The 25,306-nt window shown below is 66.1% G+C and carries 20 protein-coding genes; 15 read left to right on the top strand and 5 right to left on the bottom strand.

Features of this window, described 5'->3' with window-relative positions; genetic code table 11:
- The first annotated feature begins 68 nt into the window (after window positions 1-68).
- The 12 genes from D5084_RS06160 to D5084_RS06100 all read left to right on the top strand — a co-directional run bounded on the left by D5084_RS06160 (window position 69) and on the right by D5084_RS06100 (window position 13,641).
- Window positions 69-893, top strand: a complete 825-nt coding sequence (locus D5084_RS06160) for an ABC transporter permease (protein WP_128514637.1) — start codon at window positions 69-71, stop codon at window positions 891-893.
- 427 nt (window positions 894-1,320) lie between these two features.
- Complete coding sequence (gene dnaK / locus D5084_RS06155; protein ID WP_128514636.1) at window positions 1,321-3,228, top strand: molecular chaperone DnaK; 1,908 nt, start codon at window positions 1,321-1,323, stop codon at window positions 3,226-3,228.
- Between the two features lie 72 nt (window positions 3,229-3,300).
- A complete protein-coding gene (dnaJ, locus tag D5084_RS06150; protein WP_128514635.1) occupies window positions 3,301-4,449 on the top strand; it encodes a molecular chaperone DnaJ in 1,149 nt (382 codons plus the stop codon).
- Window positions 4,450-4,537: 88 nt separating this feature from the next.
- The gene (radC, locus tag D5084_RS06145) at window positions 4,538-5,302 is read left to right on the top strand and encodes a RadC family protein (protein WP_128514634.1); all 765 of its coding nucleotides are present in this window, start codon (window positions 4,538-4,540) and stop codon (window positions 5,300-5,302) included.
- A 27-nt stretch (window positions 5,303-5,329) separates the two neighbouring features.
- Window positions 5,330-6,007, top strand: coding sequence for an HAD family hydrolase (locus D5084_RS06140; protein ID WP_128514633.1), 678 nt, complete (start codon window positions 5,330-5,332; stop codon window positions 6,005-6,007).
- Window positions 6,004-6,951: a sugar-binding transcriptional regulator gene (locus D5084_RS06135; RefSeq protein ID WP_128514632.1), complete on the top strand. Its 948-nt coding sequence runs from the start codon at window positions 6,004-6,006 to the stop codon at window positions 6,949-6,951. The genes D5084_RS06140 and D5084_RS06135 overlap by 4 nt, the downstream gene beginning before the upstream one ends.
- Before the next feature lie 115 nt (window positions 6,952-7,066).
- Window positions 7,067-8,380: an ABC transporter substrate-binding protein gene (locus D5084_RS06130; RefSeq protein ID WP_128514631.1), complete on the top strand. Its 1,314-nt coding sequence runs from the start codon at window positions 7,067-7,069 to the stop codon at window positions 8,378-8,380.
- A 166-nt stretch (window positions 8,381-8,546) separates the two neighbouring features.
- The gene (locus tag D5084_RS06125) at window positions 8,547-9,419 is read left to right on the top strand and encodes a carbohydrate ABC transporter permease (protein WP_128514630.1); all 873 of its coding nucleotides are present in this window, start codon (window positions 8,547-8,549) and stop codon (window positions 9,417-9,419) included.
- Between the two features lie 206 nt (window positions 9,420-9,625).
- Window positions 9,626-10,456 carry a carbohydrate ABC transporter permease gene (locus D5084_RS06115; RefSeq protein WP_128514628.1) on the top strand — a complete coding sequence of 277 codons (831 nt, stop codon included), beginning with the start codon at window positions 9,626-9,628 and terminating at the stop codon, window positions 10,454-10,456.
- Window positions 10,457-10,462: 6 nt separating this feature from the next.
- On the top strand, window positions 10,463-11,452 hold the full coding sequence (locus D5084_RS06110; protein ID WP_128514627.1) for an ABC transporter ATP-binding protein: 990 nt from the start codon (window positions 10,463-10,465) through the stop codon (window positions 11,450-11,452).
- The gene (locus tag D5084_RS06105) at window positions 11,449-12,213 is read left to right on the top strand and encodes an L-iditol 2-dehydrogenase (RefSeq protein ID WP_128514626.1); all 765 of its coding nucleotides are present in this window, start codon (window positions 11,449-11,451) and stop codon (window positions 12,211-12,213) included. The genes D5084_RS06110 and D5084_RS06105 overlap by 4 nt, the downstream gene beginning before the upstream one ends.
- A 3-nt stretch (window positions 12,214-12,216) precedes the next feature.
- Entirely contained in the window at window positions 12,217-13,641 is a 1,425-nt protein-coding gene (locus D5084_RS06100; RefSeq protein ID WP_128514625.1) for a mannitol dehydrogenase family protein, read from the top strand.
- Here the strand turns inward: D5084_RS06100 and D5084_RS06095 are convergent.
- The 3 genes from D5084_RS06095 to secA all read right to left on the bottom strand — a co-directional run bounded on the left by D5084_RS06095 (window position 13,638) and on the right by secA (window position 19,001).
- Window positions 13,638-15,164, bottom strand: a complete 1,527-nt coding sequence (locus D5084_RS06095) for a phosphate ABC transporter substrate-binding/OmpA family protein (protein WP_128514624.1) — start codon at window positions 15,162-15,164, stop codon at window positions 13,638-13,640. The two genes, D5084_RS06100 and D5084_RS06095, sit on opposite strands and share 4 nt — an antisense overlap.
- Before the next feature lie 18 nt (window positions 15,165-15,182).
- Window positions 15,183-15,989, bottom strand: a complete 807-nt coding sequence (locus D5084_RS06090) for a hypothetical protein (protein WP_128514623.1) — start codon at window positions 15,987-15,989, stop codon at window positions 15,183-15,185.
- A gap of 267 nt (window positions 15,990-16,256) precedes the next feature.
- A complete protein-coding gene (secA, locus tag D5084_RS06085; protein ID WP_128514622.1) occupies window positions 16,257-19,001 on the bottom strand; it encodes a preprotein translocase subunit SecA in 2,745 nt (914 codons plus the stop codon).
- Between the two features lie 187 nt (window positions 19,002-19,188).
- Between secA and D5084_RS06080 the strand changes: the two genes are divergently transcribed.
- From D5084_RS06080 to D5084_RS06070, 3 genes are all read left to right on the top strand, one after another.
- Window positions 19,189-20,031 carry a peptidylprolyl isomerase gene (locus D5084_RS06080; protein ID WP_128514621.1) on the top strand — a complete coding sequence of 281 codons (843 nt, stop codon included), beginning with the start codon at window positions 19,189-19,191 and terminating at the stop codon, window positions 20,029-20,031.
- Between the two features lie 169 nt (window positions 20,032-20,200).
- Complete coding sequence (gene argJ / locus D5084_RS06075; RefSeq protein WP_435532665.1) at window positions 20,201-21,433, top strand: bifunctional glutamate N-acetyltransferase/amino-acid acetyltransferase ArgJ; 1,233 nt, start codon at window positions 20,201-20,203, stop codon at window positions 21,431-21,433.
- A gap of 76 nt (window positions 21,434-21,509) precedes the next feature.
- Window positions 21,510-21,908 carry a (deoxy)nucleoside triphosphate pyrophosphohydrolase gene (locus D5084_RS06070; RefSeq protein WP_128514619.1) on the top strand — a complete coding sequence of 133 codons (399 nt, stop codon included), beginning with the start codon at window positions 21,510-21,512 and terminating at the stop codon, window positions 21,906-21,908.
- Between the two features lie 156 nt (window positions 21,909-22,064).
- On the opposite strand, the gene infB is transcribed toward D5084_RS06070, so the two are convergent.
- On the bottom strand, window positions 22,065-24,644 hold the full coding sequence (infB, locus tag D5084_RS06065; protein ID WP_128514618.1) for a translation initiation factor IF-2: 2,580 nt from the start codon (window positions 24,642-24,644) through the stop codon (window positions 22,065-22,067).
- Window positions 24,641-25,297 carry an RNA-binding protein gene (locus tag D5084_RS06060; RefSeq protein WP_128514617.1) on the bottom strand — a complete coding sequence of 219 codons (657 nt, stop codon included), beginning with the start codon at window positions 25,295-25,297 and terminating at the stop codon, window positions 24,641-24,643. Before D5084_RS06060 ends, infB begins: the two co-directional genes overlap by 4 nt.
- Window positions 25,298-25,306: the final 9 nt, after the last annotated feature.

The following is a 25,306-nucleotide window of genomic DNA, read 5'->3' as shown; positions in this document are numbered from 1 at the left end:
TCCTTCGGCGTCAACGGAACGGCAAGATTTCCTGTTGCAGGATGCCGCACCGAAGAGAATTGGACCGCATGTTCCGACACAAGAAATACGAACGGTCATGGTTCAGCCTGGGGTTCGAGACCCTGGAACTGATCTACCATGTCGGCGTGCGGAAGATGCGCAGGACGCATCACAACGCGGTGCTGGGGCTGGTCATGGCCATCGTCCAGGCGCTGGTGATGCTGCTGGTCATGTATTTCATGATGAGCCTCTTCGGCATGCGCCGGATCGCGGTGCGCGGCGATTTCATGCTGTATGTCATGTCGGGCGTCTTCATGTTCATGACGCATATCAAGGCGATCGGTGCGGTCGCCTCGGCCGAAGGTCCGACCTCGCCGATGATGATGCACGCGCCCATGAACCCGATCATCTCGATCATGGGGTCTGCGCTGGGGTCCCTGTATCAGCAGACGCTGGCGGCGGGCGTCATCCTGTTCGTCTATCATTCGATCTGGACTCCGATCAGCATCGATCAGCCGGTGGGCATGTTGGGGATGTATCTGTTGTCCTGGTTCACGGGCGTCGGGATCGGGATGATCTTCCTGTCCGCCATGCCCTGGCAGCCCGAGACGGTGGGGATCCTCAAGACGCTGTATCAGCGCGCCAATGTCATCGCCTCGGGCAAGATGGTCCTGGCGAACAACCTGGCTGCAAACCGGCGTGACTGGTTCGACTGGAATCCGCTGTTTCACACCATCGACCAGGCGCGCGGGTTCATCTTCCTGAACTACACGCCGCGCTACACGCACTACGATTACGCGATCTATTTTTCGCTGACCTGCGTGATGATCGGGCTGATGGCAGAGTATTTCACCCGGCAACATGCCTCGGTCAGCTGGAACAAGCGGAATTGACCGGCGGTTTGCGGGCCTGATGCGCCCGCAACGCCCGGGTCATACGGCCAGACCTTCGGTCATCCGGCAAAAGCTCGCCCGCATCGGGCTGACAGGCCCCGGTCGGGATCTTGATGAGAGCGGACATGCCCGCGCCGTCTTCCCCCGGAAGCGCATGCAGCTCGCCCGCCCGTGCCGCGCAGTCCGCGTCCTCCAGCGGGCGGGCGGATACCCCGGGTCGGTCGATGCCTTGGCGTTGCCGTGGCGCGGAAATACGGAAGATTCGAAGGACTGCCGGTGACGCAACCGTTGCAGGCCGGAAAACCCCTGCCTATATACGCCTCACACGGGCGCCGGGCCGCCAGATCTGACGCCTTCTCACAAGGTGGGGATGCCTGCTGAACAAGGGTCCTTGCCGGAACATCGCCTGAAGTAAAGGGATACACACATGGCCAAAGTCATCGGTATTGACCTCGGGACGACCAACTCCTGCGTTGCCATCATGGATGGTTCGCAACCCCGGGTCATCGAAAACTCGGAAGGCGCGCGCACGACGCCCTCCATCGTCGGTTTCACGGAAACTGAACGCCTCGTCGGCCAGCCCGCCAAGCGGCAGGCCGTGACCAACCCCGCCAACACCATCTTCGCGGTCAAGCGCCTGATCGGCCGCCGTCTGGGCGACCCGGAGGTCGAGAAGGACAAGAAGCTCGTCCCCTACAAGATCGTCGACGGCGGCAACGGCGACGCCTGGGTCGAGGTGCGCGGCGAGAAGTATTCTCCCAGCCAGGTCTCGGCCTTCATCCTTCAGAAGATGAAGGAAACCGCCGAATCCTACCTGGGCGAACCGGTGACGCAGGCCGTCATCACGGTTCCCGCCTATTTCAACGATGCCCAGCGTCAGGCCACCAAGGACGCCGGCAAGATCGCCGGTCTTGAAGTCCTGCGCATCATCAACGAGCCGACCGCGGCCGCGCTGGCCTATGGTCTGGACAAGAAGGAATCGAAGACCATCGCGGTCTATGACCTTGGCGGCGGCACCTTCGACATCACCATCCTGGAGATCGACGACGGGTTGTTCGAGGTGAAGTCCACCAACGGCGACACCTTCCTGGGCGGCGAAGACTTCGACATGCGCATCGTCCAGTATCTGGCCGACGAGTTCAAGAAAGAGCATGGCGTCGACCTGACTCTGGACAAGATGGCGCTGCAACGTCTGAAGGAAGCGGCGGAAAAGGCGAAGATCGAGCTGTCGTCGTCCCAGCAGACCGAGATCAACCAGCCCTTCATCAGCATGGACAAGAACACCGGGCAGCCCCTGCACCTGGTGATGAAGCTGACGCGCGCCAAGCTGGAAAGCCTGGTCGAGGACCTGATCAAGAAGTCGATCAAGCCCTGCGTGGCCGCGCTGAAGGATGCGGGCATCTCCAAGGACGACATCGACGAGGTCGTGCTCGTCGGCGGCATGACCCGCATGCCGCGCGTCGTGGAGGAAGTGACCAAGTTCTTCGGCAAGGAACCCCACAAGGGCGTGAACCCCGATGAAGTCGTGGCCTTGGGCGCCGCCATCCAGGCCGGCGTTCTGCAAGGCGACGTCAAGGACGTGGTTCTTCTGGACGTGACCCCGCTGTCCCTGGGCATCGAGACGCTGGGTGGCGTGTTCACCCGCCTGATCGACCGCAACACGACGATCCCGACCAAGAAGAGCCAGGTCTTCTCGACCGCCGAGGACAACCAGAACGCGGTGACGATCCGCGTGTTCCAGGGCGAACGCGAGATGGCGGCCGACAACAAGCTCTTGGGCCAGTTCAATCTGGAACAGATCCCGCCCGCGCCCCGCGGCGTGCCGCAGATCGAGGTGACCTTCGACATCGACGCCAACGGCATCGTGTCGGTCTCGGCCAAGGACAAGGGCACCGGCCGGGCGCAGCAGATCACCATCCAGGCTTCGGGTGGCCTCAGCGATGAGGACATCGAGAAGATGATCAAGGACGCCGAGGCCAATGCCGAGGCCGACCGCGCCCGCAAGGAACTGGTCGAGACCAGGAACCAGGGCGAAAGCCTGCTGCACTCGACCCGGAAGTCGCTGGCCGAACATGGCGACAAGGTCGATCCTGCGACCGTCGAGGCGATCGAGCTGGCGATGAGCCCGCTGGAAGACGCGCTGAAGGGCGAGGATGCCGGCAAGATCAAGTCGGCGATCCAGAACCTGACCGAAGCGGCGATGAAGCTGGGCGAGGCGATCTACAAGGCCAGCCAGGCCGAGGGCAGCTCGGGCGAGGATGAGCCGCGGCCGGTGGATGACGACAACATCGTCGACGCCGACTTCGAGGACCTGGGCAACAACAAGCGGAAGTAAGCCGCAGGAACACGGGAAAGGGGCGGTCTGGCAACGGGCCGCCCCTCCTCGGTTCCAGATGGGGATTTTGCCGTGGCAAAGCGTGACTATTACGAAGTGCTCGGGGTCAAGAGGGGCGCTTCGGCCGAAGAGCTGAAAAAGGCTTACCGGACGAAGGCCAAGGAGCTGCATCCCGACCGCAACGCCGACAATCCGCAGGCCGAGGCCCAGTTCAAGGAAGTGAACGAAGCCTGGGATGTCCTGAAGGACGAACAGAAGAAGGCGGCCTATGACCGCTTTGGCCATGCGGCCTTCGAAGGCGGCATGGGCGGTGGTCCGCGTCCCGGCGGCTATGGCCAGCAGGGCGACTTCGCCTCTGCCTTCTCGGACGTGTTCGAGGACCTGTTCGGCGATTTCATGGGCCGTGGCGGCGGCGGTGGTGGTCGAAGCCGGGCGCAAAGGGGCTCGGACCTGCGCTACAACATGCGCGTCAGCCTGGAAGAGGCCTATACCGGCGTCCAGAAGACGATCAGCGTGCCCACCTCGGTCACCTGTGACACCTGTCACGGGTCCGGTGCCGAAGGGGGCGCGGAACCCGTCACCTGCCCGACCTGCAACGGCATGGGCAAGGTCCGGGCGCAGCAGGGCTTCTTCACCATCGAACGCACCTGCCCGCAGTGCAACGGCATGGGCCAGATCATCAAGAACCCCTGCCGGACCTGCGGCGGCCAGGGCCGGATCCAGAAGGAAAAGCAGCTGTCGGTGAACATCCCGCCAGGGGTAGAGACCGGCACCCGGATCCGGCTGGCCGGCGAGGGCGAGGCGGGTCTGCGCGGCGGGCCGAACGGCGATCTCTACATCTTCATCGAGGTGAAGGAGCATCCGCTCTTCCAGCGCGACGGCGTGCATCTCTTCTGCCGGGTGCCGGTCAGCATGCCGACGGCGGCGCTGGGCGGCGAGATCGAGGTGCCGACGATCGACGGCGGCAAGGTGCGGGTGAAGATCCCGGCCGGGGCGCAGTCGGGCAAGCAGATGCGGCTGCGCCAGAAGGGGATGCCGGCGCTGCGGTCGTCGAACACCGGCGACATGGTGATCGAACTGGCCGTCGAGACGCCGGTGAACCTGACATCGCGCCAGCGGGAACTCTTGCGCGAGTTCGAGAAGCTGAGCGAGGAGAACAACCCCGAAAGCTCCAGCTTCTTTTCGAAGGTCAAGGGCTTCTGGGACGGGATGAAGGGCTGACCCTCCGTAGGGTGGGCAGTATTGCCCACCCTACCATCATCCTCACCCGTTAATCGTTTCTCAACCATGCTGCGGCAGTCTGGGCCGCATGGTCAGGTCCTTCAACGAACCCTTCCTGCCTCTCGTCGCCCCCGCTGGCGATGAGGATGAGGCGCAGCCGTCCGCGCTCACCGGGCGGCTGCCCTCCTACATCGCCGACCACCGCCAGCGCCTGCGCGACCGCTTCATGCAGGCGGGCGGGGCGGCGCTGCCGGACTACGAACTCCTCGAACTCATCCTCTTCCGCGCCATTCCGCGACAGGACGTGAAGCCCCTTGCCCGTCTCCTCCTCGACACGTTCGGGGATTTCAACCGGGTCATCACCGCCTCTCCCGCCCGCCTCCAGATGGTCAAGGGCGCCGGTCCCGCCGTGGTGCTGGAGCTGAAACTCGTCGAAGCCGCCGCCCAGCGGATGATGCGGGCGCGGGTGATCCAGAAGCCGGTCCTGTCCTCCTGGGACGCGCTGCTCGACTACTGCCATACCGCGATGGCGCACCGGGAAACCGAACAGTTCCGCGTCCTTTTCCTTGACCGCAAGAACGTGCTGATCGCGGACGAGGAACAGGCGAAGGGCACCGTCGATCACGTCCCAGTCTACCCGCGCGAGATCGTCAAGCGGGCGCTGGAACTGAACGCCAGCGCGCTGATCCTCGTCCACAACCACCCCTCGGGCGACCCGACGCCCTCGGACGCGGACCTGTCGATGACCCATCAGGTCAAGGACGCCTGCGACGTGCTGGGCCTGACGCTCCACGACCATCTCATCATCGGCAAGAGCCGCGAGTTGAGCTTCCGCTCGCAGGGCTACCTTTAGCGCGGCTCTTGCGCTACGCATGGGCGCATGAGCGAGTTCGACCTTGTCATCTTCGACTGCGACGGCGTGCTGATCGACAGCGAGATCATCAGCGCGCGGATGCTGGTGGCAGAGTTGGCACGGCTTGGCCTGACAATCGACCTGCCTTACGTCGAACGCCACTTCCTCGGCCGCAGCTACCCCGTGGTGATGGAGACGATCCGCCGGGAATTCGGCCTCGACCTGCCCCCCGACTTCGAGACGCAATACCGCGAGGCGCTGCTGGCCGCCTTCCAGAGCGAGCTGAAGGTCGTCCCGCATGTCCACGACGTCCTGACCCGGATCGCCGTGCCCTTCTGCGTTGCCACCTCCTCCTCTCCCCGCCGGGTCGAGATGTCGCTGAAGCTGGTCGGCCTCAGCGATCTGGTGGGCGACCGGGTCTTCACCTCGACCATGGTCGCGCGCGGCAAGCCCGCGCCGGACCTCTTCCTGCACGCCGCCGAGCGGATGGGCGCTGCCCCGGCCCGGACCCTGGTGATCGAGGACAGCCTGACCGGCCTCCGCGCGGGCCTTGCCGCCGGGATGACCGTCTGGCGTTTTGTCGGCGGCAGTCACCTCGGCCCGCAGACGCCCGAAGAACCCGAGGGCGCCCGCCCGCACCGCAGGCTTGCGAGCTTTGCCGAGTTCTTCCAGATTGCGCCCGATTTGGGCAGGCAGGCGGCATGAGCAGCGAACCATCCCTTCAGGACGAAGCCGCCCGCGCCGGGTGGCTGTATTACGTCGCGGGCATGACCCAGGACCAGATCGCCGCCGAACTCGGGGTCAGCCGCCAGCGCGCGCAGCGGCTGGTCAGCCGGGCGATGGCCGAGGGGCTGATCCATGTCCGCCTGAACCACCGGATCGGCGCCTGTCTGGACCTGGAGGCCGCGCTCCGCGACCGTTTCGGCCTGACCCGTTGCCGCGTCGCGCCTTCCCTTGGCCCCGGCATGGACCCGGCCCGCGCGATCGCCCCGGCCGCCGCCGGAGAGCTGGAGCGGGTGCTGCGCAGCACCAGGCCGCTGGTGATCGCCTTCGGGACGGGACGGGCGCTGCGCGCGATGGCCGAACAGTTCAGCTTCGCGGATCCGGTGCAGCACCGCATCGTCTCGCTTCTGGGCAACATCGCGCCGGACGGATCGGCAACGCTTTACGATGTGATCAGCCGGGTCGCGGAAAAGCTGAACGCAACCTATTATCCGATGCCGGTGCCGGTGATCTCGGACACGCCCGAGGAGCGCGCGTTCTTCATGCATCTGCGCCCGGTCCGCACCGTTTTCAACCTGGCGCGGCAGGCCGATGTGACCTTTGTCGGCGTCGGCCAGATGGGACCGGACGCGCCGCTGGCCCTCGACGGCTTCGTCACCCCCGAAGCCCTGCGCGAGTTGCAGGCGCTGGGTGCCGTGGGCGAGATCGGAAGCTGGATCTTCGACGCCGAGGGACGCTACATCGACACCCCGCGCAATGCGCTGGTCGGCGGCGTCCGGGTCGAGCCCGGCCAGGGCCAGCCGGTCATCGGCGTTGCGGCAGGTCCGAACAAGGTCAGCGCCATCCATGCCGCGCTGCGGGGGCGGATCATCAACGGCCTCGTCACCGACGAAAGCACCGCCACCGCGATCTTGCAGCGGGACTAGGCCCGAAGACCTTCGCAGTTGCAGCGAAAGAGGGGGCTTGACGACTCCGGCCCGGGTGTGAGTAAATGCTCAACAGGCGATGATTTGCTCAACTCGCCATCCAGGGAGGATTAAGATGACAGTGACTCTCCGCGCCCTTCTCGGGGCGTCGGTTGCGTTCACCCTTGCGGGTGCTGCGCTTGCCGAAACCACCATCACCGTTGCCACCGTGAACAACGGTGACATGGTCCGCATGCAGGGCCTGATGGACGACTTCTATGCCAAGCACCCGGACATCAAGGTCGAATGGGTGACGCTGGAGGAGAACGTCCTGCGCCAGAACGTGACCACCGACATCGCCACCGGCGGCGGTCAGTATGACGTGATCACCATCGGCACCTACGAGGTTCCGATCTGGGGCAAGCAGGGCTGGCTCGAAAGCCTGAACGACCTGCCGGCGGAATACGACGTCGATGACCTTCTGCCCGCGATCCGCGGCGGTCTGACGGTGGACGGCAACCTTTACGCCTCGCCCTTCTACGGCGAGTCGTCGATGGTGATGTACCGCAAGGATCTGATGGAAGCCGCCGGGATGACCATGCCCGACGCGCCGACCTGGGCCGACATCGAGGCTGCGGCCAAGGCGATGACCAACCGCGACGCCGGCATCAACGGCATCTGCCTGCGCGGCAAGGCGGGCTGGGGCGAGAACATGGCCTTCCTGACCGCCATGTCCAACAGCTTTGGCGCGCGCTGGTTCGATGAAAACTGGATGCCCCAGTTCGACCAGCCCGAGTGGAAGGCGACGCTCGACTTCTATCTGAACCTGATGAACAACTACGGTCCCGCAGGCGCCTCGAACAACGGCTTCAACGAGAACCTGACCCTGTTCAACCAGGGCAAGTGCGGCATGTGGATCGACGCCACGGTGGCGGCCTCCTTCGTGACCAATCCGAAGGAATCGACCGTGGCCGACAAGGTCGGTTTCGCGCTGGCCCCGGACAATGGCCTGGGCAAGCGCAGCAACTGGCTCTGGGCCTGGAGCCTGGCGGTTCCGGCCTCGTCGGATGCCAAGGACGCGGCCAAGACCTTCATCAACTGGGCGACCAACAAGGACTATCTGGCGCTTGTCGCCTCCAAGGAAGGCTGGGCGAACGTGCCTCCGGGCACGCGGACCTCGCTTTATTCCAACGAGGAATACGCCAAGGTGCCCTTCGCCAAGATGACGATCGACAGCATCAACTCGGCTGACCCGAACAACCCGACCGTGAAGCCGGTGCCCTACGTCGGCGTCCAGTTCGTCGCCATCCCGGAATTCCAGGGGATCGGCACCAGCGTGGGCGAGATCCTCTCGGCGGCGCTGGCCGGACAGAAGACCGCCGATCAGGCGCTGTCCGAAGCGCAGGCCCTTGTCACCGAAGAGATGAAGGCCGCCGGCTACATCAAGTAACCACAGGCCCCGGGGGAAAGCTCCAACGCCCCCCGGGATCACCTTCGGCTTGCGGACCCCTCGCCTGCAAGCCGTCCTTCGGATCGCCCCCCGCAGCCCGCTTGCCCGACCCGACGTCCGGCAGCACCCTTTCCCCATCCGTCAATCGAGTGTCGGGAGACCGCCCATGTCCACGCAGTCCAGCCGCCTGGCCGCCCGCATGATGGTGGCGCCCTCGGTGGTTCTGCTTCTGATCTGGATGATCGTGCCTCTGGCGATGACGCTGTATTACTCGTTCCGCTTCTACCGGCTTCTGTCGCCGGACCGGACCGGATGGACCGGGTTCACCAACTATGTCTGGTTCTTCGACTCGCCCGACTTCTGGCTCGCGCTGTTCAACACACTGGCGCTGGTGGGCGGGGTTCTGGTCATCACCGTCGTCCTCGGCATCCTGATCGCGCTTCTCATCGACCAGCCGGTCAAGGGTCAGGGAGCCTTGCGCATCCTGGTCATCGCACCGTTCTTCGTCATGCCCCCCGTCGCCGCCTCGATCTGGGAGAACCTGTTCATGCACCCGCAGAACGGGCTCTTCTCGGCCATCGCCCGGGGTTTCGGCGCGCAGCCGATCCTGTTTCTCGAGCAGTATCCGATGTGGTCGGTCATCGGCATCGTCTCGTGGGAGTGGCTCCCCTTCGCCACGCTGATCCTGCTCACGGCGCTGCAATCCCTGTCCTCGGAACAGCTGGAAGCCGCCGAGATGGACGGGGCCGGACCCTTCGCCCGGTTCCGCCATATCATCCTGCCGCACCTGACCCGGGCGATCACCGTGGTCATCCTGATCCAGACGATCTTCCTGCTGGGCATCTTCGGCGAGATCTTCACCACCACGCAAGGCGGCCCCGGCTCGGCCTCGACCACGCTGCCCTACATGATCTTCAAGCAGGCCATCGCCGCCAAGGACATCGGCCGCGCGGCGGCGGGCGGGATCATCGCGGTGATCCTTGCGAACATCGTGGCCTACTTCCTGATGCGCGGCCTTGGGAGAAACCTCGATGCGTGACTGCAGGACACCCGCCCCGGGCCTGACCCGGGAGCCCGCCCCGGGCCTGACCCGGGAGCCCGCCCCGGGCCTGACCCGGGAGCCCGCCCCGGGCCTGACCCGGGAGCCTGCCCCGGGCCTGACCCGGGGACTCCTTCGGCACCGCCGCACCGCCTCATACCAAGAGGTCCCGGGTCAGGCCCGGGACGGGGTTGAAAGGATCTGACATGGCCCGCGCCCATTCCCCCCGTCGCATGTGGCTGACCACCGCCGCCGCCTGGTTCGTGGCCCTTGTCATCTTCTTCCCCGTCCTCTGGATGATCCTGACCAGCTTCAAGACCGAACCCTCGGCCGTCGCCATGCCGCCGCAGTTCCTGTCGGCCGACTGGACGCTGGAAAACTACGCCGAGGTCTGGGCGCGGTCGGACTATCCCCGGTTCTTCTGGAATTCGGTTGTCATCGCCGTGGGATCCACCGTTCTGGGTCTGGCCGTCGCGATCCCTGCCGCTTGGGCGATGGCCTTCGTGCCGGGGCGGAAAACGAAGGACCTCCTGATGTGGATGCTGTCCACCAAGATGATGCCCGCCGTCGCGGTGATGATCCCGCTGTATCTCATCTTCCAGCGGCTGGGGCTGATGGACACCCGGATCGGCCTTGTCCTGGTCCTGATGCTGATGAACCTGCCGATCATCATCTGGATGCTCTACACATACTTCAAGGAAATCCCCGGCGAGATCCTCGAAGCCGCCCGCATGGACGGGGCCACCCTCTGGGGCGAGATCATCCATGTCCTGACGCCCATGGCCCTGCCGGGCATCGCCTCGACCATGCTCCTGAACATCATCCTCGCCTGGAACGAGGCGTTCTGGACCATCGTCCTGACAACCACCAGGGCGGCGCCGCTCTCGGCCTTCATCGCCAGCTTCTCGGCGCCGCAGGGCCTGTTCTACGCGAAACTCTCGGCGGCCTCGGCCATGGCCATCCTGCCGATCCTGATCCTTGGCTGGTTCAGCCAGAAGCAACTCGTGCGCGGCCTGACCTTCGGCGCGGTGAAGTGAGGTAACATGGGCAAGATCCAACTGACCAGGGTGCGCAAGTCCTTCGGCGAGGTGGACGTCATCCCCGGCATCGACCTGACCATCGAGGACGGAGAATTCGTCGTCTTCGTCGGCCCGTCCGGCTGCGGCAAGTCCACGCTCCTGCGGCTGATCGCGGGGCTGGAGGATACCACCTCGGGCAGCATCGAGATCGACGGCAGGGATGCCACCAACCTGCCGCCAGCAAGGCGGGGCCTCGCCATGGTGTTCCAGTCCTACGCGCTTTACCCCCACATGACGGTGCGCAAGAACATTGCCTTCCCGCTGAAGATGGCCGGGATGGACAAGGCCGAACAGGACGCCCGCGTCGAACGCGCCGCCAAGGTGCTGAACCTGACCAACTACCTTGACCGCCGCCCCGGCCAGCTGTCCGGCGGCCAGCGCCAGCGCGTCGCCATCGGGCGGGCCATCGTGCGCGAACCCGCGGCCTTCCTGTTCGACGAACCGCTGTCGAACCTCGACGCCGCCCTGCGGGTCGGCATGCGGCAGGAGATCAGCGAACTGCACCAGAGCCTGAAAACCACGATGATCTACGTCACCCACGACCAGGTCGAAGCCATGACCATGGCCGACAAGATCGTCGTCCTGAACGCCGGCCGCATCGAACAGGTCGGCGCGCCGCTGGAGCTTTACAACCACCCGAAGAACCTCTTCGTCGCGGGCTTCATCGGCTCGCCGCGCATGAATTTCATCGAAGGCGCCGAGGCCGCGAAGCACGACGCCCACACCATCGGCATCCGGCCCGAGCATATCGCCGTGGGCGAGGGCCCGTGGGAGGGGGTCGTCGGCCTGTCGGAACACCTCGGCTCGGACAGCTTCCTGAAGGTCGCGGTCGAGGGCATCGGCCCTCTGACCGTCCGCGCGCCGGGAGAGGTTCACGCCCGCCACGGCGACCGCATCCGGCTGGCCCCGGCCGGAAAGATCCACCGCTTTGACAAGAATGGACTGGCACTATGAGACTTGCAGGCAAGACCGCCCTCATCACCGGGGGCGCGCGGGGCATCGGACTGGCCTTCGTCGAGGCCTATCTGCGCGAAGGCGCAAAGGTGGCGATTGCCGACCTGACCGGCGCGCAAGAGGCGGCGGCGCGGCTGGGCGACCGCACCATCGGCCTCACGATGGACGTGACCGATCAGGCCTCGATCGACGCGGGCGTAAAGGCGGCGGCGGATTGGGGCGGGGGCATCGACATCCTTCTCAACAACGCCGCCGTGTTCGACCTCGCCCCCATCGTGGAGATCACACGCGAAAGCTATGACCGCATCTTCGCCGTGAACGTCGCGGGGACCCTGTTTCCCTTGCAGGCGGTGGCCCGGCTGATGATTGCGCAAGGTCGCGGCGGCAAGATCATCAACATGGCGTCGCAGGCCGGGCGGCGCGGTGAGGCGCTGGTGGCGGTCTATTGCGCCTCGAAGGCTGCGGTCATCAGCCTGACGCAATCCGCCGGCCTCGACCTCATCAGGCACGGGATCAACGTGAACGGCATCGCGCCGGGCGTGGTGGACACGCCGATGTGGGATCAGGTCGATGCGCTGTTTGCCAAATACGAGAACAAGCCCCTCGGCCAGAAGAAGCGCGAGGTGGGCGCGGCGGTGCCCTACGGGCGCATGGGCCGCCCCGAGGACATGACGGGCGCGGCCGTTTTCCTCGCCTCGGCCGAGGCCGATTACATCGTCGCCCAGACGCTGAACGTCGATGGCGGCAACTGGATGAGCTGACCGATGACCGTGCAACTTCCCGCCTACGACCGTTCGAAGCTGACCCCGGGGATCGTCCATATCGGCCTCGGAAACTTTCACCGGGCGCATATGGCCGTCTATCTGGACGACCTGTTCAACAAGGGTCTGAACCACGACTGGGCGATCCTGGGCGCCGGGGTGCGCGAGGGCGATGCGCGGATGCGCGAGGCGCTGAAGGCGCAGGATTGCCTGTCCACGGTGATCGAGCTGGATCCCAGGGGCAAATCCGCGCGGCGGGTGGGGGCGATGATCGACTTCCTGCCGGTGGAACCCGACAACGCGGCGCTCATCGCGGCCATGTCCCGCCCCGGGATCCGCATCGTCAGCCTGACCGTCACCGAGGGCGGCTATTTCATCAACCCGGCAACCGGCGCCTTCGACCCGACCAACCCCGAGATCGTCGCGGATGCCGCCAACCCGCACCGCACGGCCTTCGGCGCGATCATCGCGGCCCTGAAGGCGCGCAAGGCGGCGGGAGTGATGCCGTTCACGGTGATGAGTTGCGACAACCTTCCCGGCAACGGCCATGTGACGCGCGACGCGGTGACGGGCCTTGCGCGGCTGTCCGATCCCGCCTTCGCCGACTGGATCGCGTCGAACGTCGCCTTCCCGAACGGCATGGTGGACCGGATCACCCCGGCCACCGGCCCGCGCGAAAGGGCGATGGCGGCGGCCTTCGGGCTGGCCGACGACCCCGCGCCCGTCACCTGCGAGCCGTTCCGGCAATGGGTGCTGGAGGACAACTTCCCCGCCGGCCGCCCGGCGTGGGAGAAGGTCGGCGTAACCCTCACCCCGCATGTCCACAATTTCGAGCTGATGAAGATCCGCATCCTGAACGGCGGCCATGCGACCATCGCCTATCCGGGGGGCCTGATGGACATCGAATATGTCCACGAGGCGATGGCGAACCCGCTGATCCGGGGCCTTCTGGACAAGGTCGAGGTGAACGAGATCATCCCCTACATCCCGCCCGTCCCGGACACCAACCTCGGCGACTACTACCGCCTGATCGTGGAACGGTTCAGCAACCCGGAGGTCGCCGACACCGAACGCCGCCTCTGCCTGGACGGGTCCAACCGTCAGCCGAAGTTCATCGTCCCCTCGATCCGTGACGCGCTCGCGGCGGGCGGGTCGGTCGAGGGGCTGGCCTTGGTCAGCGCGATGTGGTGCCGCTACTGTTACGGCGAAACCGACAGCGGCACGCCGATCCCGCCGAACGATCCCGACTGGGACGCGCTGGTCGCCCGGTCGAAGGCCGCAAAGGCGCGTCCGGCGGCCTGGCTGGAGATGACGGCGGTCTATGGCGATCTGGGGCAGGACGCCCGGTTTGCCGCGGCCTTCGAGCGGCAGCTGAACCGGCTCTGGGCTGTTGGCACCCGACAGACTCTGGCCGACTACCTGGCCTAAGGCGTGGGCGCGACAAGGGGCGGGGTCCCGGGCGGCGCAAAGTCCGGCACCACCCACAGCTCGACCCGGCGGTTCAGCTGGCGGCCGATGGCGGTTTCGTCGCAGGCCATCGGCAAGGCCTCGCCAAAGCCCTCGACCACCGGCATCTGCGCGGGCGACAGGTCGGGGGCGATGACCGCCAGTTCCTGCGCCACCTTGGCCGCGCGTTCCACCGACAGCGCCAGGTTGGCCTCGGCCGCGCCCGACCCGTCCGAGAACCCGGCAAGCACCAGCTTCTGGTTGCGGAACTGCCCCGCCGCGATCAGCTGCGCGAGGTCGGCCAGACTGTCCTGCGACACCGCATCCAGCGTGGACGAGCCATCCTCGAACCGGAAGGTGAAGGACAGCCGGTCGGCCCCGTCCATGATCCCCGCCAGCCGTTTCAGGTCCTCCAGCGTCACATCCTCGCCCGCGCCCTGGATCGCGTTGATCAGCCGCAGCCCGTCTGCCGTCATCGGCTGGCGCGTCACCGAGCGGTCGATGAACCCCGCCGCCGCCACCGCCTCGCCCGAAGCCGGACTGCGCAGGAAACCGATGAACTCGCGCGCCAGCAAGGGCAGGCGGCGCTTGGCCGACAAGAGCGACACCGGCAGCGCCAGCGGGTAATCCCCCGCCTTGATCGCCAGCGTCGTCGGCAACAGCGGAAAGCCGCAGCTGTCGGTCAGCGGCAATCTGCGCGCGGGAACGATGGCCGACCGCCCGCTCAGCGCGATGGCCCAGGGGTCCCTGGCCACCGCCTCGGCCAGGCTGGCCAGGTCGGGATGCACCACATCCGCCGCCGCTGTCTGGCCCAGCCGGTCGGCCAGGGCCTTTTGCAGGTCGGTGTCCGGCGACAGCGCATGGACGACCAGCGGCATGTCCGGCCCGCCGATCTCGGCCCAGTTCTCGACCTCTCCCGCCAGCACCCGGGCCAGATCGACGGTCGAGATTTCCGGCGTCGGGTTGTCCGGCGCGACCAGCACCACCATCCCCTCCATCGCCACGGAATGCGCACCAAGCCCCGGTTCCGCGCGGAAGGACAGCTTCAGCTCTGCCGCCCCGGACAGGACCGCAGCCGTTGCAGCCTCGGGGCCCATCGGCGTGAACGAGACCTCGGCCAGGACCTTGCGCGTGGTGGGGTCAAGGATGCGCGCGGCATAGGTCTCGCCCTGGGCGGCTTCGTGGATCAGGCCACGCGACCCGGCAAAGGCCTGCACCAGCGCGGGCACCAGCGCCGCCGCATCCGGCGCGCCCACCACCCGGATCACCGCCTTGGGCGCGACCAGTTCCGGGCAGGCCGGACCCTCGCAGATCACGCCCTGACCATCGACGGTCAGCAGGCCATAGCTGGTGTCGATCCGGTAGAATTCGCCGTCATAGCCCTGCAACGTCCCCGTCAGCACGATGCCGCCTTCGCGGGCGACCAGGGTCACATCCTGCGCGGCAGCAGGGACACTCACGAACGCCGCAACGCACAGCGCCGCCAGCCCTGCCTTCACACCCATCGACTGCCAATCCGCACCTTACTTCGGGGCAGAGAGTTTCAGGTCTGCGCCAAGATTCTTCAACAGCAGAATGTCGCCCGCCGTGCCGCACAGCGGAACGGCGACCTCCTGTTCCCGCATCGAAACCTCGCCCCCGGCGGCATAGACCGTGTCCAGCCGCAGGGTCCTGCCGCAAGAGGCCGGAGTGATCCGCAACTCTCCGGTCAGGTCGGCCGATCCCAGGTCGCTGCCCGGGACCGAATAGACATGCGCCATCACCGGAGCCTGCACATCCTTCGTGCCCAGCGAGATGATCCGCTGTGCCTGCGCGCCCAGGGATGCGGGCGTGCCCACCAGAAGCCTGTCGCCGTCACTGGCCCGCAGTTCCAGCTCGGCCGGCCATTCCCAGGACACCGCATAACGCGCATAGGACGCCGCCTCGGGGACCTCGACCTTCCCCAGAACCAGATGCGCGTCCGCGAGGTAGACCGCCACCATCGCTTCGGGCTTCAGCGCCGGAAGCAGAACCCGGAGGCTGCCGTTCGGCTCGGTCCGGGCGGTAAAGGACAGGCCGGAATGGCGGATAATGATCCGTTCGTTCCGATTGCACGGCGCACTCATCGACAACAGGATCATCGCACCCGAGGCCGCCGACAGGTCCATCTGCGGGCGGCAATGCTCCGCGCCCGAGGCTGCCGTTGTCCCGGCAACCGGAGTGATGCTGACAAGCTCGCCCAGCCTGCTTGCCGATGGTCCGGTCAGAGAGGCGGATCGCGGCACCGCTTCCGCGCCCGCCAAGACAACGGTCGAGGCGCCCGCGTCGGCGCGTTCGGTTGCGGCAACCACCAGGGATGGCGGGGCAGAGTGCCCCTTCTGGGTCTCGGCCGTGTGCGCCGCCGCAAAAGCGACCGCGACAGCGGCGGTTATCCGCAGAACCTTTTTACCCCAAAGCATGGCAGTGCCCCGGCACGAGAATCGCACCGTTTACGCCTAGAGGTCAATCGGGGCGGAGAAATGGCATTAATGGGGTAGGCTAAGGATCTGCTTGGAAAAAGACACAGAAGCGCCGCGTCCATCGACGCGGCGCCTGAGTCTTGGCCGATCCGTTACCGGTCAGGCGAGACGGCCGTGACAGTGCTTGAACTTCTCGCCCGAGCCGCAGGGGCAGGGGTCATTGCGACCGGGATTGCCCCAGGTGGACGGATCGGCCTCGTCAAAGCCCGCGCGCTGCGTGCCAGCCGCTGCCCCCATCGGGATTGCGACCAGCTTCACCCCCGCGGGCGGGGCCGCGGCGGGCTGGGCTGGGCTGTCCTGTCCCTCGGCAGCCTGCTGCGCGGCCAGCATCTGCCGCATCATCGCTTCCTGCTCTTCCTTCGTCACGGGACGGATGCGCGACAACTGCTGCGTCGTCTGCTCGCGCAGCGAATTCAGCAGTCCCTCGAACAACTGGAAGGCCTCGGTCTTGTATTCGTTCAGCGGGTCGCGCTGCGCGTAGCCGCGGAAGTTGACGACCGATCGCAGATGCTCAAGCCGCATCAGATGTTCGCGCCACTTGCTGTCGATGGCCTGCAACAGGACCTGCTTCTCGATGCTCTGCATCGTGCTGACCCCGAAGGCCTCGGTCTTTTCGGCCATCATCCTGTCAGAGGCTTCGATGATCCGATCGCGCACCACGGCCTGATCGACGCCTTCCTCGGCGGCCCAGTCGGCGATGGGCAGATCAAGGTTCAGCATCTCGCGGCAGGCCGCGGCCAGGCCTTCGGTATCCCAGGCGTCCGGGTAGGACTTGGGCGGCATGTTCAGATTGACGAGGTCCTCGATCACCTGATGACGCATGTCGGCGGCCACATCGGCGACGTGGTCGGCCTGCATGATCTCCATCCGCTGGCTGAAGATCGCCTTGCGCTGGTCGTTCATCACGTCGTCGAACTTCAAAAGCTGCTTGCGGATGTCGAAGTTGCGCGCCTCGACCTTGGCCTGCGCCTTTTCCAGCGACTTGTTCACCCAGGGGTGGACGATGGATTCGCCTTCCGACATGCCCAGCGTCGACAGGATCTTGTCCAGCCGTTCCGAGCCGAAGATGCGCATCAGGTCGTCTTCGAGGCTCAGGAAGAAGGCCGACCGGCCAGGGTCGCCCTGACGTCCCGAACGGCCGCGCAGCTGGTTGTCGATCCGGCGGCTTTCATGGCGTTCGGTGCCCAGGACGAACAGACCCCCGGCCTGCTTGACCGCCTCTTCCTCGTCCTTGTGTTCGGCCTCGATCCGGGCGCGGATGGCGACGTGGTCGCCATGCGGATCGGCGGCGATGGCCTCCATGATCTTGAACTCGACATTGCCGCCCAGCTTGATGTCGGTGCCGCGGCCGGCCATGTTCGTGGCAATCGTCACCGCGCCCAGCTTGCCCGCGTCGGCGACGATCTTCGCTTCCTGTTCATGCTGGCGGGCGTTCAGCACGTTGTGCGGGATGCCCTCCTTCTTCAACATCGCCGAAAGCTGTTCCGACTTCTCGATCGAGGTGGTGCCGACCAGGATCGGCTGGCGTTTCTCGTGCGCTTCCTTGATGGCCTTCAGGATGCCATCGTATTTCTCGCGCGCGGTGCGGAAGACCTGGTCGTTTTCGTCGATCCGGGCCACGGGGCGGTTCGTCGGCACCTCGACCACGCCAAGCCCGTAGATCTCGCGGAATTCCTCGGCCTCGGTCGCGGCGGTGCCGGTCATGCCGCCCAGCTTTTCATAAAGCCGGAAATAGTTCTGGAAGGTGACGCTGGCATAGGTGACGTTCTCGGGCTGGATCCTGACGCCTTCCTTGGCCTCGATGGCCTGGTGCAGCCCGTCCGACAGGCGCCGGCCCTTCATCATCCGGCCGGTGAATTCGTCGATCAGCAACACCTCGCCGTTCATCACCACATATTGCTGGTCCTTGTGGAACAGCTTGTGCGCCCGCAGCGCCTGGTTGACGTGATGGACGATGCTGGTGCTTTCGGCCGCATAGAGGCTCTGCCTCTCGGGCAGGATCCCCGCCTGGCGCAACAGGTCCTCGATGACGTCGTTGCCCTCTTCCGTCAGGGTCACGCCGCGGGTCTTTTCGTCCACCGCATAGTGTTCCGGCTGAAGGTGCGGAATGACCTTGTCGACCGCCTGATACAGCGGACTGCGGTCCTGGCTCGGCCCCGAGATGATCAGCGGCGTCCGCGCCTCGTCGATCAGGATGCTGTCCACCTCGTCGACGATGGCATAGTAATGCCCGCGCTGCGCCATGTCCTCCAGCGAGGATTTCATGTTGTCGCGCAGGTAGTCGAAGCCCAGCTCGTTGTTGGTCGCATAGGTGATGTCGGCCTTGTAGGCGGCCTTCTTCTCGTCGTCGGGCTGGTGCGAATAGACGACCCCCGTCGTCATCCCCAGCTGGGCATAGACCTTGCCCATCCATTCCGCGTCGCGCTTTGCCAGGTAGTCGTTTACCGTGACGACATGCACGCCCCGGCCGGTCAGGGCATTCAGATAGGCCGCGAAGGCCGCGACCAGCGTCTTGCCCTCGCCGGTCTTCATCTCGCTGATGTTGCCCTGGTGCAGGAAGATCGCGCCCTTCAGCTGCACATCGAAGGCCCGCAGCCCCAGCGCCCGCCGCGCCGCCTCGCGGCAGTTGGCAAAGGCTTCCGGCAGGATCGCATCCAGGCTTTCGCCGTCTTCCTGCACCCGCTTCTGGAACGCGCGCGTCCTGGCAATGATCCCCTCATCGCTCAGCGCCTGGAACTCCGGCTCCAGCGCGTTGATCTGCGCCACCACGGGGCGGACGGACTTTACCTTGCGGTCGTTCGGTGTCCCGAACATCTTCCGCGCGAGCGATCCAAGTCCCAGCATTTCATCTCCCGAGGGGCGGCTTCTGACAGCATCGTGTGTCCCTTGGGCTTGCCCGGCCCCGACACCTTCCCTAGAAGGGCCAGAGCATGACCGGTCGGCCCCGCTCCACGCGACTGTCGCGATGTAAGGGGGAAGGCCGGGATAGTCAACTTGGGCGGCCCGTCGCCCGGATCAGGAGATGGTGAAAATGACGAAACGTTCAGGCTTCTGGCCGGTTCTGGCGCTGACGGCCGCGCTTGCAGGCCCCGCCCTTGCCGAAGGCGAAACCGCCGACACCGTGGTCGCCACGGTGAACGGCACGAAGATCACGCTCGGCCACATGATCGCGCTGCGTGAATCCCTGCCGCCCGAATACCAGCAACTGCCCGACGATGTGCTGTTCAAGGGCATCTACGAACAGCTGATCCAGCAGGAAGTCCTGGCCCAGTCGGTCAAGGACCTCACCCCCCGCGCCAAGGCCACGATCGAGAACGACCGGCGCGGCCTCGTCTCGGGCATCGCGATCGACGGCATCGTCAAGGAGGCGGTGACCGACGCTGCCCTGCAAGCGGCCTATGACGCCCGCTTCAAGGACGCCAAGCCGCAGACCGAATACAATGCGGCCCATATCCTTGTGGAAACCGAGGAAGAGGCCAAGGCGATCAAGGCCGAACTCGATGCCGGCGCCGATTTCGCCGAACTGGCCAAGGCCAAGTCCACCGATACCGGCTCGGGTGCCAATGGCGGCAACCTGGGCTGGTTCGGTCTTGGCATGATGGTCAAGCCGTTCGAGGATGCGGTCGTTGCCGCCAAGGTCGGCGAAGTCACGGGTCCGGTGCAAAGCGAATTCGGCTGGCACCTGATCCTGGTCAAGGAAACCCGCGTTGCCGAAAAGCCGACGCTGGACCAGATGCGGGATGAACTGGCCGCCGAGGTGGAAAACAAGGCGATCAGTGCCAGGGTCGAGGAACTGACCAAGGGCGCAACCGTCACTCGCGAAGGCGAGGCACTGGATCCCGCGCTTCTGAAGAAAGCGGAGCTGATCGACTGACACGCGGAACCGGGGGACGGACATGGCAAAGACCGACTGGAAGGCCGAAGCGAAGGCGCTGAAGAAGAAGGTCCGCAAGCTGAAGGACAGCCTGACCGCCGCCGCCGGTCCGGTGGCCGATGCGGTGCAAGAGGCCGTGGGCGATGCGGTGGCGGCGGCGAGAAAGGCGATGAAGCCGGTCTCGCCCCTGGCCCCCGCCAGCTTCCCCGCGCTCCCCGCCATCAAGGGGGCCGAGTTCGCAGCGGTCGAGGCCGGGGTGCGCTACCAGAACCGCAAGGACGTGATGCTGGTCCGCCTCGCGCCCGGCACGACCATCGCCGGGGTCTTCACCCGGTCCTCGACCCGCTCGGGCTGCGTGCGTGACTGTCAGGCGAAACTGGCGATGAAGGTGCCCGCCGATGCGGGGGCTGCGATCATCGTGAACTCGGGCAATTCCAACGCCTTCACCGGCAAGGCGGGCGACGAGGCCGTCGCCGCCGTCACCGGCGCCGTGGCCGAGGCGCTGGGGATCCCGCCCAGCCGCGTCTTCTCCTCCTCGACCGGGGTGATCGGCGAGCCGCTGCCGTATCAGAAGATCACCGCCAGAGTGCCCGACCTGGTGGCCGGGCTGACCGAGGACGCGGTCGAAATGGCCGCCCGGGCGATCATGACCACCGACACCTTCCCGAAAGGCGCCGCCGCCACGGTGCAGGGCGACGGCGGCATGATCCACATTTCCGGCATCGCCAAGGGCTCGGGCATGATCGCGCCCGACATGGCGACGATGCTGGTCTACATCTTCACCGATGCGAAGATCGGGGCGAACCAGCTCCAGAAGATGCTGTCGCGCCATGTGGATGCGACCTTCAACTCGATCACGGTGGACAGCGACACCTCGACCTCCGACACGCTGCTGATCGCCGCCACCGGGCAGTCCCCCGCGGCGGACCTGAAAGGCCCGACGCTGAAGGCCTTCGAGACCGCGCTCCATGGCGTGATGCGCGACCTTGCGTTGCAAGTGGTGCGCGATGGCGAGGGCGCGACCAAGCTGGTCGAGGTGCGCGTCACCGGCGCGGCCTCGGATGAGGATGCCACGAAGGTCGCCTTCGCCATCGCCAACTCGCCCCTCGTCAAGACCGCCGTGGCCGGACAGGACCCGAACTGGGGCCGGATCGTCGCCGCCGTGGGCAAGTCGGGCGCCCAGGCCGACCGCGACCGTCTGACCATCCGCTTCGGCGACATCCTCGTCGCCCGCGACGGCTGGCGGAACCCCGATTACCGGGAAGAGGACGGCGCTGCTTACATGCAAGGCCAGGAACTGGTCTTTGCCGTCGATCTCGGCCTCGGCAAGGGCCGACGCACGGTCTGGACCTGCGATCTCACCGCGCGCTACATCGAGATCAACGCCGACTACCGCTCCTGATTTCATCTGTCCGCAAATATCCCACGGGGGGTCCGGGGGGTGTGAAACCCCCCGGGGCGTCCGCAAAGGACCACATATGAAGATCGTCCTCGTCTCTGCCGTCGCCCTGATCGACCCCGACGGTCGCGTGCTTCTGGCCCAGCGGCCCGAGGGCAAGTCGCTTGCAGGGCTGTGGGAATTTCCCGGCGGCAAGGTCGAACCCGGCGAGACGCCCGAAGCCGCCCTGATCCGCGAGCTGAAGGAAGAGCTCGACATCGACACCTGGGCCTCCTGCCTTGCGCCGCTGAGCTTCGCGAGTCATTCCTACGACGACTTCCACCTTCTGATGCCCTTGTTCGCCTGCCGCCGCTGGCAGGGCACGGTGCGCGCGACCGAAGGCCAGCAGCTGGCCTGGGTCAGGCCGAACGCCCTGCGCGATTATCCGATGCCGCCGGCCGACCTGCCGCTGATCCCGATCCTGCGCGACTGGCTCTGACCGCCGCGCGTTGACGCCGAAGGCGCACGACAAGTCGCCCCAAACGGAAAGCGCCGAACCCGAAGGCCCGGCGCATTCGTTAAGTTTTCCTGAACGCCCACAGCCAACCCTTTGAAAAGATTGGCTCTGAAAAACGCGCCGCGCGCGGCGGCCCGGTCACGCCAGCGTGCGCTGGACTTCCTCCCGCTCGAAGATCTCGATGACATCGCCCTGCCGGATGTCCTCGTAGTTCTCGAAGGCCATCCCGCATTCCTGGCCCGAGATGACTTCCTTCACCTCGTCCTTGAACCGCTTCAGCGTCTTCAGCGTGCCCTCGTGGATCACCACGTTGTCGCGCAGCAGGCGCACGCCAGCCGACCGCCGGGCAACGCCCTCGGTGACCAGACAGCCCGCGACCTTGCCGACGCCCGAGACCTTGAAGACCTCCAGGATCTTCGCATAGCCGATGAAGGTCTCGCGCACCTCGGCCTTGAGCAGGCCCGAGGCGGCGGCCTTGATGTCGTCCACCAGGTCATAGATGATCGAGTAATAGCGGATCTCGACCCCCTTCTGCGTGGCCGAGGCCCGCGCCGTCGCGTTGGCGCGGACGTTGAAGCCGATGATCGGCGCCTTCGAGGCCTCGGCCAGGGCCACGTCGGTGTCGGTGATCGCCCCCACGCCCGAATGCAGCACGCGGACGCGCACCTCGTCGTTGCCGATCTTCTCCATCGCCTGGACGATCGCCTCGGCCGAGCCTTGCACATCGGCCTTGATCAGGATCGGCAGTTCCGCGACCGACTGGTCGGCCTTGGCCTTGGCCATCAGCTGTTCCAGCGTCGTCGCAGCCCCGGCGGCAGCCCGCTTGTCCTTGGCGGTCTTGATCCGGTAGTCGGCGATCTCGCGCGCCTGGGCTTCGGTTTCGACCACGTTCAGCGTGTCGCCGGCAGAGGGCGTGCCCGACAGACCCAGCACCTCGACCGGAACCGACGGCCCTGCCTCGGGGATCGTCTCGCCCTTGTCGTTGATCAGCGCACGGACCTTGCCCCACTGTTCGCCGACGACGAAGATGTCGCCCTTCCTCAGCGTGCCGTTCTGGACCAGAACCGTCGCCACCGGGCCGCGACCCACGTCCAGCTTGGCCTCGATCACCGCGCCCGAGGCCGCCCGGTTCGGGTTGGCCTTCAGTTCCAGCAGCTCGGCCTGCAAGGCGATGGCTTCAAGGAGGTCGTCCAGCCCCTGGCCCGTCTTGGCCGACACTTCCACATCCTGCACGTCGCCGGACATGGCTTCGACCACGACCTCGTGCTGCAACAGGTCGGTGCGGACCTTCGTCGGATTCGCTTCGTGCTTGTCGATCTTGTTGATCGCCACGATCATCGGCACCTTGGCCGCCTTGGCGTGGTTGATCGCCTCGACCGTCTGCGGCATCACGGCGTCATCGGCCGCGACCACCAGGACCACGATGTCCGTCACCTGAGCCCCGCGCGAGCGCATGGAGGTGAAGGCCGCGTGGCCCGGCGTGTCGAGGAAGGTGATCAGCTGGCCGTTGGGCGTCTTCACCTGATAGGCGCCGATGTGCTGGGTGATCCCGCCCGCCTCGCCGGTGGCGACATTGGTCTTGCGGATCGCGTCCAGAAGCGAGGTCTTGCCGTGGTCGACATGGCCCATGATCGTGACGATCGGCGGGCGCGGGCGCAGGTCCTCGGGCCGGTCCTTCACGGTGTCGATGACCTGTTCGACATCGGCGTCCGAGACGCGGACGGCCTTGTGGCCGAATTCCTCGATGACAAGCTCGGCGGTGTCGGCGTCGATGGGCTGGTTCATCGTGACCATCATGCCCATCTTCATCAGCACCTTGACCACGTCGGCGGCCCGTTCGGCCATCCGGTTGGCCAGTTCGCTGACGACGATGGTTTCCGGCAGCTGCACCTCGCGCACCTGCTTTTCGGCCTTGTGACCCAGACCCAGAGCCTTGGCCCGCGCCTTTTCCTGCTTTCGCTTGATCGCGGCCAGGCTGCGCTGGCGGCCGCCTTCGTCCGAGATCGCATCGGACAGCGTCAGCTTGCCCGAGCGACGGCCTTCTTCGCCCCCGCGCTTGGCGCCGCGGTCGGAACGGTCATCCTTTTCGCGGTCGGTCTTGCGGGGCGAAAGGCCCGGCTTGGCCGAAGCGGGGCCGCGCGCATCTTCTGCCGTGGCGGGCGAGGCAGGCGCAGCGCGCTCTGCGGGCTTGGTCGCAGCCGGCGCTGGCGTCGTCGAGCGGGCGCGGGTGCCCAGAACTTCGGCCTTGCGGGCTTCGGCAGCGGCGATCCTGGCCGCAGCCTCGGCCTTGGCGGCACGTTCCTCTTCCTCGGCCTTAAGGCGCAGCGCCTCGGCGCGCTCGCGCTCCTCGCGTTCCTTCGCCTCGATCTCTTCACGGCGGCGGGCGCGGTCTTCCTCGCGGGCGCGGTCCTCTGCGGCGCGGCGGGCGGCATCCTCGGCCTCGCGCGCCTTGGCGGCACGCAGGGCGGCGAGACGACGTTCCATCTCGGCATCCGAGATTCCGGCAGGACGCTTCGACGGGTCGCCAAGGTTGGTCGCAGCCGAGGTCGTGCCGGCGGCTGGCGCCCCCGGTTTCGCCGGAGTGGGCACCACAACGCGCTTGCGCTTGGTTTCGACCACGACGCTCTTGGTCCGGCCATGGCTGAAGCTTTGCTTCACCTGTCCGGAACGGGGGGCGCCCCCAAGGCCAAGAGGTTTCTTGCCGTCAGTATCGCTCATGCGTTCTTCGTATCCTTCATGGCGGTCTCGCCGCCGTCATCCCCGTCAGACTGGGTTGGCAGATGCCCACGCAGTCCGGCGAGTTTTGCCGCTTCCTCTACAACACGGGACCTGAGTCCACCAGCGGCAAGCGCGGCGTGTATCGCACGTTCGCGCCCGAATGCCAAACCGATTTCCCCAGCCGAAAGGCAGCCGATAAAGCCTTTTGCGCCCTCCGGCGCGTGCAGCTTGGTCTTGCCCCGTTCCGACCCGTCGCTGGCCTGGATCAGCGTCGCCGCCGTGCCCTTGACCAGCCAGTCCTTCACCTTCTCGTAGCCGGTGACAGCCTCACCTGCCTTGCGCGCCATCGACAGCATGTCGATGGTCCGTTGCAGCACCAGAGACTCGACCAGATCGGCAAGCCCCTCGGGCACCTTGACGGGCTGGCGAGCAGCGCGAGAGAAGAGGTTCTTCTTCGCAGCCTTTTCCAATGCCGCGCGGGTTGCCGAGACATAGATGCCCCGGCCCGGCAGCTTCCCTAGCACGTCCGGGACGATCTGCCCATCAGGCCCGACGCAAAAGCGGATCAGCCCCGCCTTCGGCTGGCTTTCCCCGGTCGCAATGCACTTGCGTTCCGGCTCGATCCGTTCCTTTTCCCGGCCGCCGCGCGTCAACGCGTGTCC

Origin of the sequence: Tabrizicola thermarum (assembly GCF_003574395.1) — a bacterium.
Lineage (GTDB): Bacteria > Pseudomonadota > Alphaproteobacteria > Rhodobacterales > Rhodobacteraceae > Tabrizicola > Tabrizicola thermarum.
Note: the sequence above shows the minus strand (reverse complement) of the source record. Positions and strands in the feature narration are given on the sequence as shown.